Source organism: Streptomyces sp. NPDC002573, assembly GCF_042889625.1.
GTDB classification, from domain to species: Bacteria; Actinomycetota; Actinomycetes; order Streptomycetales; family Streptomycetaceae; genus Streptomyces; species Streptomyces gibsoniae.
Genome location: NZ_JBIARC010000004.1, coordinates 62,314 through 78,910, shown reverse-complemented (window position 1 = coordinate 78,910; position 16,597 = coordinate 62,314). Strand labels below are relative to the sequence as shown.

The 16,597-nt window shown below is 71.6% G+C and carries 12 protein-coding genes; 10 read left to right on the top strand and 2 right to left on the bottom strand.

Features of this window, described 5'->3' with window-relative positions; translation table 11 throughout:
- The first annotated feature begins 69 nt into the window (after nt 1-69).
- The 5 genes from leuS (at nt 70) to ACFYX0_RS05505 (ending at nt 8,544) form a co-directional block, all read left to right on the top strand.
- A complete protein-coding gene (gene leuS, locus ACFYX0_RS05525) occupies nt 70-2,952 on the top strand; it encodes a leucine--tRNA ligase (protein ID WP_388966651.1) in 2,883 nt (960 codons plus the stop codon).
- Between the two features lie 189 nt (nt 2,953-3,141).
- Nucleotides 3,142-3,903: a hypothetical protein gene (locus ACFYX0_RS05520; RefSeq protein WP_388966648.1), complete on the top strand. Its 762-nt coding sequence runs from the start codon at nt 3,142-3,144 to the stop codon at nt 3,901-3,903.
- Nucleotides 3,904-3,975: 72 nt separating this feature from the next.
- Nucleotides 3,976-4,821, top strand: coding sequence for a DegV family protein (locus ACFYX0_RS05515; RefSeq protein ID WP_388966645.1), 846 nt, complete (start codon nt 3,976-3,978; stop codon nt 4,819-4,821).
- 106 nt (nt 4,822-4,927) lie between these two features.
- On the top strand, nt 4,928-6,019 hold the full coding sequence (locus tag ACFYX0_RS05510; RefSeq protein WP_388966642.1) for a helix-hairpin-helix domain-containing protein: 1,092 nt from the start codon (nt 4,928-4,930) through the stop codon (nt 6,017-6,019).
- Nucleotides 6,016-8,544 carry a ComEC/Rec2 family competence protein gene (locus tag ACFYX0_RS05505; protein WP_388966640.1) on the top strand — a complete coding sequence of 843 codons (2,529 nt, stop codon included), beginning with the start codon at nt 6,016-6,018 and terminating at the stop codon, nt 8,542-8,544. The genes ACFYX0_RS05510 and ACFYX0_RS05505 overlap by 4 nt, the downstream gene beginning before the upstream one ends.
- Nucleotides 8,545-8,743: 199 nt before the next feature.
- Here the strand turns inward: ACFYX0_RS05505 and ACFYX0_RS05500 are convergent, their stop codons facing one another.
- A complete protein-coding gene (locus ACFYX0_RS05500; protein WP_388966637.1) occupies nt 8,744-8,881 on the bottom strand; it encodes a hypothetical protein in 138 nt (45 codons plus the stop codon).
- Between the two features lie 129 nt (nt 8,882-9,010).
- Between ACFYX0_RS05500 and ACFYX0_RS05495 the strand changes: the two genes are divergently transcribed.
- The 3 genes from ACFYX0_RS05495 (at nt 9,011) to holA (ending at nt 11,573) form a co-directional block, all read left to right on the top strand.
- Nucleotides 9,011-9,850 (top strand): arylamine N-acetyltransferase, encoded by an 840-nt coding sequence (locus ACFYX0_RS05495; RefSeq protein WP_388966635.1) that lies wholly within the window; start codon nt 9,011-9,013, stop codon nt 9,848-9,850.
- 123 nt (nt 9,851-9,973) lie between these two features.
- Nucleotides 9,974-10,219, top strand: coding sequence for a hypothetical protein (locus ACFYX0_RS05490; RefSeq protein ID WP_311698392.1), 246 nt, complete (start codon nt 9,974-9,976; stop codon nt 10,217-10,219).
- Between the two features lie 364 nt (nt 10,220-10,583).
- Nucleotides 10,584-11,573, top strand: coding sequence for a DNA polymerase III subunit delta (gene holA, locus ACFYX0_RS05485; RefSeq protein WP_388966633.1), 990 nt, complete (start codon nt 10,584-10,586; stop codon nt 11,571-11,573).
- Nucleotides 11,574-11,914: 341 nt separating this feature from the next.
- On the opposite strand, the gene rpsT is transcribed toward holA, so the two are convergent.
- Complete coding sequence (gene rpsT / locus ACFYX0_RS05480) at nt 11,915-12,181, bottom strand: 30S ribosomal protein S20 (RefSeq protein ID WP_311698394.1); 267 nt, start codon at nt 12,179-12,181, stop codon at nt 11,915-11,917.
- 353 nt (nt 12,182-12,534) lie between these two features.
- On the opposite strand from rpsT, the gene lepA reads away from it, so the two are divergent.
- Together lepA and ACFYX0_RS05470 are read left to right on the top strand one after the other, a co-directional pair.
- A complete protein-coding gene (lepA, locus tag ACFYX0_RS05475) occupies nt 12,535-14,403 on the top strand; it encodes a translation elongation factor 4 (RefSeq protein WP_355919369.1) in 1,869 nt (622 codons plus the stop codon).
- 235 nt (nt 14,404-14,638) lie between these two features.
- Nucleotides 14,639-16,513, top strand: coding sequence for an AMP-dependent synthetase/ligase (locus tag ACFYX0_RS05470; protein ID WP_388966631.1), 1,875 nt, complete (start codon nt 14,639-14,641; stop codon nt 16,511-16,513).
- The last annotated feature ends 84 nt before the right edge of the window (nt 16,514-16,597 follow it).

Here is a 16,597-nt window from a genome sequence, read left to right as displayed (position 1 = left end):
GCGAGGGGATTTTTCGTTTCTTGGATGTCACAGCCGCAGGCAGAGACGATCGATGGAGCTTTGAGGACCATGAGCGAGACGAACCCCGCTGCCACCGCCGCGTCGGCAGAGGCCGCGCCGCACCGCTACACGGCCGCCATGGCGGCCGAGATCGAGGCACGCTGGCAGGACTTCTGGGACGCCGAGGGCACCTACGAGGCGCCGAACCCCAAGGGTGACCTGGCCGGCGACCCGGAGCTGGTCGCCAGGCCCAAGAAGTTCATCATGGACATGTTCCCGTACCCCTCCGGTGCGGGCCTGCACGTCGGTCACCCCCTGGGCTACATCGCCACCGATGTCTTCGCCCGGTTCCAGCGCATGACCGGCCACAACGTCCTGCACACCCTGGGCTTCGACGCCTTCGGCCTGCCCGCCGAGCAGTACGCCGTGCAGACCGGCACGCACCCGCGCGTGTCCACCGAGGCCAACATCGAGAACATGAAGGCGCAGCTGCGCCGGCTGGGCCTGGGCCACGACAGGCGCCGGTCCTTCGCCACGATCGACCCGGACTACTACCGGTGGACCCAGTGGATCTTCCTGCAGATCTTCAACTCCTGGTACGACGAGGAGGCCCGCAAGGCCCGCCCCGTCTCCGAGCTGATCGCCCAGTTCGAGTCCGGCGAGCGCGCCGTCCCCGGTGACCACGGGCGGGCGTGGAACGAGCTGACCGCCGCCGAGCGCGCCGACATCCTGAGCGAGTACCGCCTGGCCTACGCCTCCGAGGCGCCCGTCAACTGGTGCCCCGGCCTGGGCACCGTCCTGGCGAACGAGGAGGTCACCGCCGACGGCCGCTCCGAGCGCGGCAACTACCCGGTCTTCAAGGCCAAGCTGCGCCAGTGGAACATGCGCATCACCGCCTACGCCGACCGGCTGCTGGAGGACCTGGACGGGCTGGACTGGCCCGAGGCCATCAAGCTGCAGCAGCGCAACTGGATCGGCCGCTCCGAGGGCGCCCGCGTCGACTTCCCGATCGACGGCGAGCACATCACGGTCTTCACCACACGCCCCGACACCCTGTTCGGCGCGACCTACATGGTCCTGGCGCCCGAGCACCCGCTGGTCGACAAGTTCACCCCGGCCGCCTGGCCCGAGGGCACCCACGAGGTGTGGACCGGCGGGCACGCGACCCCGGCCGAGGCCGTCGCCGCGTACCGCTCGCAGGCCGGGGCCAAGTCCGACGTGGAGCGGCAGGCCGAGGCCAAGGAGAAGACCGGCGTCTTCACGGGCGCGTACGCGACCAACCCGGTCAACGGCGACCGCGTCCCCGTCTTCATCGCCGACTACGTCCTGATGGGCTACGGCACCGGCGCGATCATGGCCGTCCCGGCGGGAGACCAGCGCGACTTCGAGTTCGCCCGCGCCTTCGAGCTGCCGATCCACTGCATCGTCGAGCCGACCGACGGCCGGGGCACGGACACCTCGACGTGGGAGGACGCCTTCGGGTCGTACGACGCGAAGATCATCAACTCCTCCAACGACGACATCAGGCTGGACGGCCTGAGCGTCACCGACGCCAAGGCGCGCATCACCGAGTGGCTGGAGCGCAAGGGCATCGGCCAGGGCACCGTCAACTTCCGTCTGCGCGACTGGCTGTTCAGCCGCCAGCGCTACTGGGGCGAGCCCTTCCCGATCGTCTACGACGAGGACGGCGTCGCCCACGCGCTGCCCGAGTCGATGCTGCCGCTGGAGCTGCCCGAGGTCGAGGACTACTCGCCGCGCACCTTCGACCCGGACGACGCCGACACGCAGCCCGAGACCCCGCTGTCGCGCAACGAGGAGTGGGTCAACGTCACCCTGGACCTGGGCGACGGGCCGAAGAAGTACCGCCGCGAGACCAACACCATGCCCAACTGGGCCGGTTCCTGCTGGTACGAGCTGCGCTACCTGGACCCGCACAACAGCGAGAAGCTGGTCGACCCGGAGATCGAGCGTTACTGGATGGGCCCGCGCGAGGGCATGCCGCACGGCGGTGTCGACCTGTACGTCGGCGGCGCCGAGCACGCCGTGCTGCACCTGCTGTACGCGCGCTTCTGGTCCAAGGTCCTGTTCGACCTGGGCCACATCTCGTCGCCCGAGCCGTTCCACAAGCTGTTCAACCAGGGCATGATCCAGGCCTACGTCTACCGCGACAGCCGTGGCATCGCGGTGCCGGCCGCCGAGGTGGAGGAGCGCGACGGCGCGTACTACTACCAGGACGAGAAGGTCACCCGTCTGCTGGGCAAAATGGGCAAGTCCCTGAAGAACGCGGTCACTCCGGACGAGATCGCCGCCGAGTACGGGGCCGACACGCTGCGCCTGTACGAGATGGCGATGGGCCCGCTGGACGTGTCGCGGCCATGGGACACGCGCGCGGTGGTGGGCCAGTTCCGGCTGCTGCAGCGGCTGTGGCGCAACGTCGTCGACGAGACGACCGGCGAGGTCACCGTCGTCGACGCCGAGCCCGACGAGGACACCCTGCGCGCGCTGCACAAGGCGGTCGACGGTGTGCGCCAGGACCTGGAGGGGCTGCGGTTCAACACCGCCATCGCCAAGATCACCGAGCTGAACAACCACCTGACCAAGGCGGGCGGGGCGCTGTCGCGTCCGGTCGCCGAGGCCCTGGTGCTGCTGATCGCGCCGCTGGCCCCGCACATCGCCGAGGAGCTGTGGCGCCGGCTGGGTCACACCGACTCGGTCGTCCACCGGGACCTGCCGGTCGCGGACCCGGCGTATGTCGTGGACGAGACCGTGACCTGCGTGGTCCAGGTCAAGGGCAAGGTCAAGGCGCGTCTGGAGGTTCCCCCGTCGATCTCCGACGGGGAGCTGGAGAATGTGGCGCTGGCCGACGAGAAGGTCGTCGCCGCGCTGGGCGGTGCCGGGATCCGCAAGGTGATCGTGCGCGCGCCGAAGCTGGTGAACATCGTCACGGCGTAGCCTCCGGCGGCCGGTCCGGTCCACGCCGGTCACCGCCGTGTCCGGGGTGCCGGTGTCGGTATCGCGGGGGCTGTCCCGGCGGTGGTGTCGGCCGCTGTCGGGGTAGTTCCCTAAGGGCAGGTTCGGGGTTCTGACGGAACCCCGGACCTGCCTGCTGCGTTTAACGTGGAGAGCGGTGCAGCCGCCGTCATGGCCGGCCGGAGGAGGAGCGTCGTGGAAACCGTGTTGATCGTCATCGCGCTCCTGTTCGTCCTGTGCCTCGTGCTCGGGGTGTACGCGACGGTGAAGGCGGTCGGCGCCGCCAAACGCGGCGTGGACCGTACGATCGCCCAGGCCCGGCGCACGGTCGAGGACACCACCCTGCGGGCCAGAACCCTCGCCCAGCCGGGTCCGGCGGGTGAACTCGCGCAACTCCGCCTGACGCTGCGCACGTCGATGCGGGCCACCCAGGACGCGTTGCACGCGGGGGTCACCGAGGACGAGTCGCTGAAGGAGTCGCTGGGCCTCTTCGAGCGCCTCGACGTGCACGGACGCGAACTGGACGCCGAGCTGCGCCGCTTGGAGACCGAGCCGGACCGGGGCACGCTCGCCTCCCGGCTGCCCGACCTGCGCGAGCGCACCGAGCGGATCACACGGTCCGCGGACGCGCTGCGCTGGGCGGCGCACGACCGGGCCCGCCGGTTCGCGGACGACGACCTCGACAGCCTGAGCGCGCAGATCGACGTGGAGGCGGGCGCCTTGCGCCACTGGACCAAGGAGCGGCCGGCGTCGTCCGCCACCCCCTGGCCGGAGGCAGCGGAGCCCGAGGCCGACGCCGCCGACCGGCAGACCTGGCCGGAGACACCCGAGTCCCGCGCGGCGCACGAGCCGTCCCGGCCCGCTCTCGCCCCGCCCGGACAGCGGCCCGTGCACCCCTGGCAGAGGAAGCCCCGGCCCGAGAGCACCACATGATTCCGCCAAGGTACGACCAGGTGGGAGGGGGCGGACTGCCCCCCGCGCGCTCCGGCAGGTAACCTCCAGCACATGTCCCGCCATGTCGCTGTCGTCACCGATTCAACGGCCTATCTGCCGCAGTGGACGATCGAGCGCCACGGCATCACCGCGGTGCCGCTCACGGTGGTCCTGGGTGACCAGGCGCTCGAGGAGGGGACCGAGATCTCGGCCCGCTCCCTCGCCCAGGCCCTGCAGAAGCGACGGCCCGTCACCACGTCACGGCCCAGCCCCGAGACGTTCGCCGAGACCTACCGCAGGGTCGCCGAGGCGGGCGCGACCGACATCGTCTCGCTGCACCTGTCCTCCGAGCTCTCCGGCACGTACGACGCCGCCGTGCTGGCCGGGCGCAACGCCCCGGTGCCGGTACGGGTGGTGGACACCGGGATGGTCGCGATGGCCCTCGGCTTCTGCGCGTTGGCGGCTGCCGAGACCGCGGAGGCGGGGGGCAGGGTCGACGAGGCCGTCACCGCCGCACAGAAGCGGGCCGCGGACACCTCCGCCTACTTCTACGTCGACACGCTGGACTATCTCCGGCGGGGCGGCCGGATCGGAACCGCACAGGCGCTGCTGGGCTCGGCGCTCGCGGTGAAGCCGCTGCTCCAGCTGAACGGCGGACGCATCGAGCTGCTGGAGAAGGTGCGCACCGGGTCCAAGGCGATCGCCCGCCTGGAGGAGATCGTGGCGGAGCGCGCGGGCAGCGGGCAGGTCGACATCGCGGTCCACCATCTCGCCGCCCCCGAGCGGGCGTCGGCCCTCGCGGACCGGCTGAGCACACGGGTGCCCGGTCTGGGTGATCTGCATGTGAGCGAGGTCGGCGCGGTGATCGGGGCGCACACGGGGCCCGGACTGCTCGGGGTCGTGGTGTCGCCGCGCTGAGGGCCCGTCCCTCGCGTGGGTGACGGAGTTATCCACAACTGGCAAGTAGTCCCCGGGAATTGACCAAGATCATCGCGAGGCTGACGGTCTGCCCGATCCTCGCCGTATGGCACTTCGATCACGTTCACGCACGGTCGTCCCCACCAGCGGTCCGGGCCGCGGCCCCGCCTCCGACGGCCGCACCCGCCACCGCCCGCACCCCGCGCGGGAAGGTCCGCGGCGGCATCACAACACCCCCTCGGCCGACACACTGCGCCTGCGCGCGGAGGCCCTCTTCACCCCGGCACCGACGGACGGGCGGACCGGGGGGAACGGTCCGCCGGGGACGGCCCGGCAGAAACCGGCAGCCCACGACGTGGCCTTCCCGGCGGCCGGTGGCCTGGCCTTCCCGGCGGTCGACGCCCCTGCCGCCCCTGCCACCCCTGCGGTCCCCGCCGCCCCTGAGCCCCCGGCGACGGACATGCGGTGGCGGGAGCGGTTCGGTGCCGCTCTGCGGGAGCGGATGCCGCTGTGGCTGCAGTCGAGGTGCGGTCTGGAGCGCAGGAGCGTGGTCGCGCTTGGGGTGCTGCTCGTGGTGTCCGTCGTCTTCGCCGCGCAGCACTTCTGGTCCGGCCGGACGCAACAGGTGCGCGCACCGGAGGTGGTGCGGGCGGCGGCGCCCTACGGAACCCCGGACGCACGCGCGGCCAGGCGGCCCGCGGAGCCCGCGGCAACGCCGGGCCCCCGGCCCGCGGCCGGTACCGGGCCGACGGGCGCGGCGGTCGTCGTGGATGTCGCCGGCAAGGTGCGCAAGCCCGGACTGCTGACGCTCCCGGCCGGGTCCCGGGTCGCGGATGCCCTGCGCGCAGCGGGCGGAGTGCGCCCGGGCACGGACACCGACGGCCTCAACGGTGCGCGGCTGCTGGTGGACGGAGAGCAGATCGTGGTGGGCGGACCCGCACCTGCGCCGGGTCCGAACCCGGCCGCCGCGGCCACCGGCCGCACGTCGGCCGGTACGGCGCCCGCCGGTCCGGTCTCCCTCGGCACCGCGACCGTGGACCAGCTCGACACGCTGCCCGGGGTGGGGCCCGTGCTGGCCCAGCACATCATCGACTACCGCTCCCAGCACGGCGGATTCCGCTCGGTCGACCAACTCCGCGAGGTCAACGGCATCGGCGAGCGCCGCTTCGCCGACCTACGGAATCTCGTCCGGCCATGAGCCCGCCGCGGAAGCTGAGCGACACGGCCACCAGCGGCCTCGGGGACGCACATCCCCGCCAGGAGGGGCCGGTGGATCTGCGGCTGGCGGGGCCCGCGGCGGGAGCATGGGCGGCGGCCGCCTGGGCCCTGGGCGCCCCGGCCGGATCGGTCACCGTCGTGGTGGTCGTCGCTCTGGCCGTGGCCGGAGGGCTGCTGGCGGTGCGCAGAGGTGAAGCCGGGGGAGGCCGCCGTCGTATCCGCGGCTCATGGTCGACGGTGTCGGCGGCTGCGGCACTGCTCTGCGTCGCGGCCGCGGCGGCATCCGCCGGGCTGCAGGCGGCGGATCTGCGGCGGGGGCCGATTCCCGCGCTGACGCGTCGGTACGCCGAGGTGACCGCGGACATCGATATCACCTCCGATCCACGGCTTACCAGGCCCAGGATCACGGGGGACCACCCGGCGCCGACCGCCGTGCTGCTCGACGGGGAGATCCGGCGGCTGACGAAGGCGGACGGAACGGTGGTGCTGACCCGGACCCCGGTGCTGATGGTCGTCGACCTGAACACCCGTGGGGCCCGGCGCGGTTCGGCGGACGCCGCCGGGGGAGCCGTGCGGTCCCCGTGGTTGGCGCTGCTGCCTTCCGCACGGGTGCGGGTCACCGCCCCGCTGGCCCCCGCGCTGACCGGGGGCGACCGCGTCGCCGCCGTGGTGCGCCTACGGGACACACCGCCCCAGGTGGTCAACGGCCCGTCTGCGGTGCAACGGTGGGCAGGACGGCTACGGGCCGGGCTGCGTACGGCGACCGACGGGCTCGACCCGGACGCGCGGGCGCTGCTGCCCGCACTGGTCGTCGGAGACACCTCGCGGGTCGCGCCCGACCTGGACGACGCCTTCCAGCGGACGGATCTCGTGCATCTGCTCGCGGTGAGCGGGGGCAACTTCACGATCCTGCTGGCCCTGATCGTCGGCCCGGCCGGGCTGGCGCAGCGTGCGGAGCGCCGCGGGCTCGCACCCCGGCTCGGCATCCCGCTCCGGGGGACGGCACTGCTCGGCGGAGTGCTCACGCTCGGTTTCGTGGTCGTGTGCCGGCCGGACCCGAGTGTGCTGCGGGCCGCGTCCTGCGGGGCGATCACTCTGTTCGCCCTCGCGACCGGACGCCGTAGAACCCTGATCCCCGCGCTGGCCGCGGCGGTGCTGCTGCTGGTGCTCTGGGACCCCTGGCTCGCCCGGAGCTACGGCTTTCTGCTCTCCGTGCTGGCGACCGGTGCCCTGCTCGTCGTCGCCCCGCGCTGGAGTGCGGCGTTGCAGCGGCGGCGTGTGCCGCCGCGACCGGCCGAGGCGCTGGCGGCCGCGGCCGCCGCGCAGGCACTGTGCGCGCCGGTCGTCGCGGTGCTGTCGGCGCGGGTGAGCCTGGTCGCGGTGCCGTGCAATCTGCTCGCGGAGTTCGCCGTGGCCCCGGCCACCGTGCTGGGGTTCGCCGTGCCGGCGGTGGCGCCGGTGTCGATGCCGGTCGCCAAGGGGCTCGCATGGTGCGCGAGTTGGCCCGCCGGATGGATCGCGGACGTCGCGCGCACCGGTGCCTCGCTGCCGGGTGGCTCGGTGGCGTGGCCGGGCAGCTGGGCCGGAGCGGTGCTGCTGGCGGCGGTGACGGCGGCCGTCGTCCTCCTCGGCCGGCGGCTGCTGCGGCGCCCCTGGGCGGCCGGGGTCTGCGCCGTGGTGCTGCTGCTCGTGGTGGTGCGGCCGCCGCCGCTGATCCGGGTGATCACCGGGTGGCCGCCGCCGGGCTGGCGGTTCGCGATGTGTGACGTGGGGCAGGGAGACGCGACCGTGCTCGCGGCGGGCCGGGGCACGGCGGTGGTCGTGGACACCGGTCCCGATCCGGCGCTGGTCGACCGATGCCTGACCGCGCTCGGGGTCACCCGTATCCCCCTGCTCGTGCTGACCCACTTCCACGCCGACCATGTGGCGGGGCTGCCGGGGGTGCTGCGCGGCCGGTCGGTGGGGGCGATCGAGACGACCGGGTTCGAGGAGCCGCCGGAGGAGGCGGCGTTCGTCCGCGCCCGGGCGGCGGCCCGGCACATCCCGCTGACGCGGGCCCTGGCCGGGGAGCGGCGCCGTATCAACACCCTCGACTGGCGGGTGTTGTGGCCTCCGCCGGACCCGGCCCCCGCGCCGGACGGCCCGAACGACGCGAGCGTCGTGCTGTCCGTACGGTCGGCGGGCCTGACCCTGCTCCTTCTCGGCGACCTCGAACCTCCCGCGCAGGAGGCCCTGTTGAGATCGCCCGAGGGCGCCGGACTGGGACCCGTGGACGTGCTCAAGGTCGCGCACCACGGGTCGGCGTTCCAGGCCCCCGAGTTGATACGGAGGGTCGCGCCACGGCTCGCGCTGATTTCTTGCGGCAGGGACAACCCGTACGGTCATCCGTCGCCGAACACGGTCGCGGCCCTGCGGGGCGAAGGCGCGCTGGTGCTGCGGACGGACCGGGACGGCGCGATCGCGGTGGTCGGAGCGGGCGATGAGCTGAGGGTCGCGAGAGACTGAGGCCGTCGTCAACCGCCGTTGTCCACCTCGGTGTCGTGCGGCCAGACGCGGCGGCTCAGTACCGGACGACCCAGTACCGGCTGTTTCCGAAGACGTCCTCACACTCGTAGTCGTGATCGGGGCCTTGGTCGTTGTACCGGTCGGCGGCGGCCTGGCAGTCCTCCTCGTGCGGATAGCCGGAACCGACGCTGCCACCGTCTCAGAGGCACTTGCGCGGCTCGCCCGGTTTGGTGACGGGAGCTCCCAGGATGCAGTGGGCGGCGGTTGAGGGAGTGACCGCACCGAACAGGCCGACGGTCAGGGTGGCGGTGGCCGCCGCAAGGATGACGCGCTTCATGCAGGATGCCTCTCGTCGGAGAAGTCGTCCCTCTGTCGGCACCAGCCGGGGGCGCCTTGAGACCGGTCACCGTGGTGGACGAGGCCGTCGGAGCAGGCAGGGGGCCCAAGGCCGCGAGAGACTGGGGCCATGGACTCCGCACAGGTTGACGCGTATCTCGACAGGATCGGCTCGGACCGTCCCGCATGGCCCACCATCGAGGTGCTGCGCGAGTTGCACCTCCGTCATCTGCAGACCGTTCCGTTCGAGAACCTGTCGATCCATCTCGGCGAGGAGATCGTGCTGGAGGAGAAGCGGCTGTTCGACAAGATCGTCGGGGCCCGCCGGGGTGGCTTCTGCTACGAACTCAACGGCACGTTCGCGGCGTTGCTGACGGCGCTCGGCTTCGACGTCACGCTGCTCGCGGGGCGGGTCCACGGGGAGCAGGGGCGGCTCGGGGTGCCGTACGACCACCTCGCTCTGCGGGTGCGGACGGTGGACGGGGGCGACTGGCTGGCCGACGTCGGCTTCGGGACGCACAGCCACTTCCCGCTGGAGATCGCGGCGCGGGGCGAGCAGCGGGATCCGGGCGGTGTGTTCCGGGTCATCGAGGCCACGGTGGACGCGGCGGGGGTACGAGGGGGCGGGGGTTCGGCGGATTCCTCGGACCTCGATGTGCTGCGGAACGGCACGCCGCAGTACCGGCTGGAGATGCGTCCGCGGGTGCTCGAGGACTTCGTGAGCGGGGTCTGGTGGAACACCACCTCGCCGGTCTCGCACTTCGTGCGGTCGCTGGTGTGCTCACGGGTCACCGAGGAGGGGGGACGGATCACGCTCAGCGGCCGCCGTCTCACGGCGACCGCACCGGGCGGGCAGAAGGAGGTGTCGGACCTGGCGAGCGACGAGGAGGCGCTGGAGGTGTACCGGGAGACGTTCGGGATCGTCCTGGACCGGGTGCCGACGGTGCGGCAGGGCGGCCGGAACGACTGACCGGGACCCGGGTCCACGGCGTCGGGACGTCACGACGGCGGCGCGTTCGGTGCGCGGGGCGGTGCGGGTCCCAGGTGCGCACCCCGGCGTCGGTGGTGTCCTTTCGTAGCGGAAGATGTCCGTGTGAGCGATGTGAGACATGTGCTGGTACTGCCCGACCGCGACGCGGCGGAAGAGGCGGCGGAGGCACTCGGGGAGCGGTTCGTCCTGGACGAGGAACCGAGGATCGTGCGGGACGCGCTGGCCGGTGAGGACGACGCCGAGGACGCGCAGTGGCTGGTGGTGCTGCGGGACGAGGACGAACGTCTCGACCCGGCGGCGCTGGACACGTTCGCGGCCGAGTGGGACGGCTGGCGGGAGGAGCCCTAGGCCCGAACTCCCGCCTGCCCCGCGACGCCATGCACGCTCCCCCACGCTCGACTTCGCTCGCGCGGGCGGTGCCCCCACCGCCGCACCGGGCGAAATCCCGCGTACATCCAGTACGAGGGCTTCCGCCCGGCACTGCCCCAAGCTCTTCGAGCAGGGGGTACCCCCAGAGCACGCTCCCCCACTCTCGGCTTCGCTCGAGCGGGAGGGGCCCCCACGTCGCCGCAGAGCCCGCCCTCCGGGCGGACGGCGGCAGTTTGACGACAGGACCTAGAGCTCCGAGTGACAGGGGCGCCGCTCCGGGGGGCCGGTCGGGCGGGGCGGTGGCCGGACCGCGATGTCAGTGGCGCGTGCGATGCTGTCCGTGATGGCCAAGAAGACCGCGAATGACGACCCTCTCGCCCCCGTCACCCTTGCCGTGGGCCAGGAGGACCTTCTCCTCGACCGCGCCGTGCAGGAGGTGGTGGCCGCCGCCCGGGCCTCCGACGCCGACACGGACGTGCGGGACCTGACCTCGGACCAGTTGCAGCCCGGCACGCTCGCCGAGCTGACGAGTCCGTCGCTGTTCGCCGAGCGCAAGGTCGTGGTCGTGCGCAACGCGCAGGACCTGTCGGCCGACACGATCAAGGACCTGAAGGGGTACTTCGGCTCGCCCGCCGAGGAGATCACCCTCGTGCTGCTGCACGCGGGCGGAGCCAAGGGCAAGGGCCTGCTCGACGCCGCCCGCAAGGCGGGGGCGCGCGAGGTGGCCTGCCCGAAGATGACGAAGCCGGCGGACCGGCTGGCGTTCGTGCGGGGGGAGTTCCGCGCGCAGGGCCGTTCGGCGACGCCGGAGGCGTGTCAGGCGCTGGTGGACTCGATCGGCAGCGATCTGCGGGAGCTGGCGTCCGCGGTGTCCCAGCTCGTCGCCGATGTCGAGGGCACGATCGACGAGGCGGTGGTCGGGCGGTACTACACGGGACGCGCCGAGGCGTCGAGCTTCACGGTCGCGGACCGGGCGGTCGAGGGACGTGCCGCGGAGGCGCTGGAGGCGCTGCGGTGGTCGCTGGCCACGGGCGTGGCGCCGGTGATGATCACGAGTGCGCTCGCGCAGGGCGTGCGGGCGATCGGCAAGCTGTCCTCGGCCCGTGGCGGGCGTCCGGCGGACCTCGCCCGGGAGCTGGGCATGCCGCCGTGGAAGATCGACCGGGTGCGGCAGCAGATGCGGGGATGGACGCCGGAGGGGGTGGCCGTCGCGCTGCGAGCGGTGGCCGAGGCCGACGCGGGCGTCAAGGGCGGCGGTGACGACCCGGAGTACGCCCTGGAGAAGGCGGTCGTCACGATCGCGAGGGCGGCCAGGTCCAGGGGCCGGGCGTAGCCCGAGGCCCAGGGCTCGTCCGCGCGCCGGGCGTAGACCGGGACCTGGGGCCTGGGGCTCGACAGCGCGCCGAGCGTAGCCCGAGGGCTCGCCCACGCGCCGGGCGTGGCCCGATGCCCCAAGTTCACCCGACGCCCCGAGTCCACCCGCCGCGTCCGTACGGCGGTGCACATGCCGAAGGCCCCGCCCGTCCGTCCTGGGGAAGGACGGGAGGCGGGGCCTTCGGTCAAGCTCGTGGGTCCGTACCCGCGTGGCGAACGCAGGCCGCGTACGGACCCGGGTGCCGGGTGGGAGCGGATGAGAGAGGGCCCGCTCGGTTCCCCCCGGCGTCAAATCAAGTGTCAGCCCTTGAGGGCACCGACCTTGGAGGCCAGCGCCGACTTCTTGTTGGCAGCCGCGTTCTTGTGGATGACGCCCTTCGAGACGGCCTTGTCGAGCTGACGCGCAGCGGCGCGCTGGAGCTCGTTGGCCTTCTCGACGTCACCCGCGGCGGCGGCCTCACGGGCCTTGCGGATCGCGGTGCGAAGCGAGGACTTGACGGCCTTGTTGCGCAGGCGCGCCTTCTCGTTCGTCTTGTTCCGCTTGATCTGGGACTTGATGTTCGCCACGAATGAGCCTTTACAGGTTCAGGCACGCGAGACGGACCGTCCCACGCGCCGGTGATTTCTTGAGCGTGCCTCGCGCTGAGAGGGCATGAGACACAGCCACCCAGGCTACCAGCCGCCTTCCGGCCCGCCCAAACCGGTCTCGCCGAGCCCCGCCCCGGACGACTCTCGCACACCGTAAACCGGTGGCAAACCGGTCACAGCGCCCCCGAATGCGTCCCCGCGCACGCCACCACGGCCGGTCCCGGCACGGCCCTCACCGGTCGCAGCCTCCCGCGCGTGGGACCATGGAAGCTACGTATAGATCCGACCCGAGACCGCAGACACTGCGGACGCCTCAAGAATCAGGACCCTGCGTGCCCGCGATCCCTAGCCATGTGCCCGAACCGAGCCGTACCGACCCGGCTCTGATCCGCAATTTCTGCATCATCGCGCACATCGACCACGGCAAGTCCACGCTCGCCGACCGGATGCTCCAGCTGACCGGCGTCGTCGAGCAGCGGCAGATGCGCGCTCAGTACCTCGACCGCATGGACATCGAGCGCGAGCGCGGCATCACGATCAAGTCCCAGGCGGTGCGTCTGCCGTGGGCCCCGACCCACGATCCGGGCAGCACGCACATCCTGAACATGATCGACACCCCGGGGCACGTCGACTTCACCTACGAGGTCTCGCGGTCGCTCGCCGCCTGCGAGGGCACGGTCCTCCTCGTGGACGCCGCCCAGGGCATCGAGGCCCAGACCCTCGCGAACCTCTACCTCGCGATGGAGAACGACCTCACGATCATCCCCGTGCTGAACAAGATCGACCTGCCGGCCGCGCAGCCCGAGAAGTTCGCCGAGGAGCTGGCCAACCTCATCGGGTGCGAGCCCGACGACGTCCTCAAGGTCTCCGCCAAGACCGGCCTCGGCGTCGAGGCGCTCCTCGACAGGGTCGTGGAGCGGATCCCGGCGCCGGTCGGCGTCGCGGACGCGCCCGCCCGCGCGATGATCTTCGACTCGGTCTACGACTCCTACCGCGGCGTGGTCACGTACGTCCGTGTCGTCGACGGCCAGCTCAACAAGCGCGAGCGCATCAAGATGATGTCGACCGGCGCGACCCACGAGCTGCTGGAGATCGGCGTCAGCTCGCCCGAGATGCTCCCGGCGGACGGGCTCGGCGTCGGCGAGGTGGGCTACCTCATCACCGGTGTGAAGGACGTCCGCCAGTCCAAGGTCGGTGACACGATCACCAGCCTGTCCAAGGGCGCCACGGAACCCCTCGGCGGCTACAAGGACCCGAAGCCGATGGTGTTCTCGGGCCTGTACCCGCTCGACGGCTCCGACTACCCCGACCTGCGCGAGGCGCTCGACAAGCTCCAGCTCAACGACGCCGCGCTCGTCTACGAGCCGGAGACCTCCGCCGCCCTCGGATTCGGCTTCCGCGTCGGCTTCCTCGGCTTGCTGCACCTCGATGTGGTCCGCGAGCGGCTGGAGCGCGAGTTCGGGCTCGACCTGATCGCCACCGCGCCCAACGTGGTCTACCGCGTGATCATGGAAGACGGCGAAGAGCACGTCGTCACCAACCCGAGCGAGTTCCCCGAGGGCAAGCTCGCGGAGGTGTACGAGCCGGTCGTGCGGGCCACGATCCTCGCGCCCACCGAGTTCATCGGCGCGATCATGGAGCTGTGCCAGACCCGCCGCGGCACCCTGCTCGGCATGGACTACCTGTCCGAGGACCGCGTCGAGATCCGCTACACCCTCCCGCTCGCGGAGATCGTCTTCGACTTCTTCGACCAGCTGAAGTCCAAGACCCGCGGATACGCGTCGCTGGACTACGAGCCCACCGGCGAGCAGAACAGCTCCCTGGTCAAGGTGGACATCCTGCTGCACGGCGACAAGGTCGACGCCTTCTCGGCGATCACCCACAAGGACCAGGCGTACGCGTACGGCGTGCGGCTTGTAGCCAAGCTGAAGGAGCTCATCCCGCGGCAGAACTTCGAGGTGCCGGTGCAGGCCGCCGTCGGCTCCCGGGTGATCGCCCGCGAGACCATCCGCGCCATCCGCAAGGACGTCCTCGCCAAGTGCTACGGCGGTGACATCTCCCGTAAGCGGAAGCTGCTGGAGAAGCAGAAGGAGGGCAAGAAGCGGATGAAGATGGTGGGTTCCGTGGAAGTTCCCCAGGAGGCCTTCATCGCGGTGCTCTCCAGCGACGACAGCGCAGGCTCCGCAAAGGGCAAAAAATAGACGCCATCAGCGGTGCAAACCGGGTGGAACGAGGCCCGTCGTGCGCGGTACGGCGGGCCTCCGCGTGTGTCTCCGGCCGCTCCTCGGACGAACCGAGTGACCTGCACCCCTTACAAACCGGCTGGTCGGGCTCTACCCTGATCCCTGCTCGAACGTTACTCGCGAGTTAAACAGCGCCCGCGAGCAGAAACAGCAGGAATGAGCCAGCCGCACTGTCGCGGGCCCGGAGGATGTCGTGAGCCACACACAGACTTTGATCGAGAACCGTCCGCCCTCTGTCGCGGCCCTCTTCCTGGAGCGTGTGACGGCCACACCGGACACCGAGGCCTATCGCTACCCCGTGCCGTCGGCCACCGGCCAGGGCCCCGACGACTGGAAGTCGATGAGCTGGGGGCAGGCCGCCGAGCGGGTCCACGCGATCGCCGCCGGACTGATCGAGCTGGGTGTACGGCCCGAGGAGCGCGTCGCGCTCGCCTCCTCCACCCGTCTGGAGTGGATCCTCGCTGACCTCGGCATCATGTGCGCCGGTGCGGCCACGACCACCATCTATCCGCAGACCAACGCCGAGGAGTCGGCCTTCATCCTCTCCGACTCCGACAGCAAGGTGCTCGTCGCGGAGAACGCCGACCAGCTCGCCAAGGCCCTGGAGAAGCGCTCCGAGCTGCCCGAGCTCCACCATGTCGTCGTCATCGACCCGACGGGCGTCGAGTCCGGGGACTGGGTCCTCACCCTCGCCGAGCTGGAGGCCCGTGGCGCGGCCTATCTGGCCAAGCACCCCGGGCTGATCAAGGAGCGGGTCGGCGCGATCACCAAGGAGCAGCTGGCCACCCTCATCTACACCTCCGGCACCACCGGCCGGCCCAAGGGCGTGCGCCTGCCGCACGACAACTGGTCGTACATGGCCAAGGCCATCGCCGCGACCGGGCTGCTCGGCGCCGACGATGTGCAGTACCTGTGGCTGCCGCTCGCCCACGTCTTCGGCAAGGTGCTCACCTCCGGGCAGATCGAGATCGGGCACGTCACCGCGGTCGATGGCCGTGCCGACAAGATCATCGAGAACCTTCCTGTGGTGCAGCCGACGTACATGGCGGCCGTGCCCCGCATCTTCGAGAAGGTGTACAACGGCGTCGCTGCCAAGGCCCGCGCGGGCGGGGCGGCCAAGTACAAGATCTTCCAGTGGGCCGCCGGGGTCGCCCGCGAGTACGCCAAGGTCACCCAGGACAACTTCCGGCGCACCGGCACCGCCTCCGTGCCCTTCGCCCTCGCCGCCAAGCACAAGGTCGCCGACGCGCTCGTGTACGCCAAGATCCGCGAGGCGTTCGGCGGCCGGCTGCGGGCCTGTGTCTCCGGCTCCGCCGCCCTCGCGCCCGAGATCGGCTACTTCTTCGCCGGCGCCGGCATCCACATCCTGGAGGGCTACGGCCTCACCGAGTCCTCCGCGGCCTCGTTCGTGAACCCGGGCGAGGCGTACCGCACGGGCACGGTCGGCAAGCCGCTGCCCGGCACCGAGGTACGCATCGCCGACGACGGCGAGATCCTGCTGCGCGGCCCCGGCATCATGGAGGGCTACCACGGGCTGCCCGACAAGACCGCCGAGGTGCTGGAGGCGGACGGCTGGTTCCACACCGGGGACATCGGCGAGCTGTCGCCCGACGGATATCTGCGCATCACCGACCGCAAGAAGGACCTCATCAAGACCTCCGGCGGCAAGTACATCGCGCCCGCCGAGGTCGAGGGACAGTTCAAGGCGGTGTGCCCGTACGTCTCCAACATCCTGGTGCACGGCGCCGACCGGAACTTCTGCACCGCGCTCATCGCCCTCGACGAGCCCGCGATCCTCGACTGGGCGAAGGAGAACGGCCTGGGGGGCAGGTCCTACGCCGAGATCGTCGCCGCTCCCGCCACGGTCGAGATGGTCGACGGCTATGTCCGGGAACTCAACACCGGGCTCCAGCGCTGGCAGACCATCAAGAAGTTCCGGCTGCTGCCCCGGGACCTCGACGTGGAGCACGGTGAGATCACGCCGAGCCTGAAGCTGAAGCGCCCGGTGGTGGAGCGGGAGTACAAGCACCTCATCGACGAGATGTACGCGGGGACGCGCGAGTCGTAGGACCCGCTCCCGGACCCGGGCCCGCGGTCGGGTCCGGGGCCCCGGCGGGCATATTCCGCACGAGCAGAGGACGTAGATCCGTTG

Coding starts and splice junctions, on each gene's coding strand:
- leuS (WP_388966651.1), top strand. CDS start 70: ATGAGCGAGACGAACCCCGCTGCCACCGCCGCGTCGGCAGAGGCCGCG.
- ACFYX0_RS05520 (WP_388966648.1), top strand. CDS start 3,142: ATGGCCGGCCGGAGGAGGAGCGTCGTGGAAACCGTGTTGATCGTCATC.
- ACFYX0_RS05515 (WP_388966645.1), top strand. CDS start 3,976: ATGTCCCGCCATGTCGCTGTCGTCACCGATTCAACGGCCTATCTGCCG.
- ACFYX0_RS05510 (WP_388966642.1), top strand. CDS start 4,928: ATGGCACTTCGATCACGTTCACGCACGGTCGTCCCCACCAGCGGTCCG.
- ACFYX0_RS05505 (WP_388966640.1), top strand. CDS start 6,016: ATGAGCCCGCCGCGGAAGCTGAGCGACACGGCCACCAGCGGCCTCGGG.
- ACFYX0_RS05500 (WP_388966637.1), bottom strand. CDS start 8,881: ATGAAGCGCGTCATCCTTGCGGCGGCCACCGCCACCCTGACCGTCGGC.
- ACFYX0_RS05495 (WP_388966635.1), top strand. CDS start 9,011: ATGGACTCCGCACAGGTTGACGCGTATCTCGACAGGATCGGCTCGGAC.
- holA (WP_388966633.1), top strand. CDS start 10,584: ATGGCCAAGAAGACCGCGAATGACGACCCTCTCGCCCCCGTCACCCTT.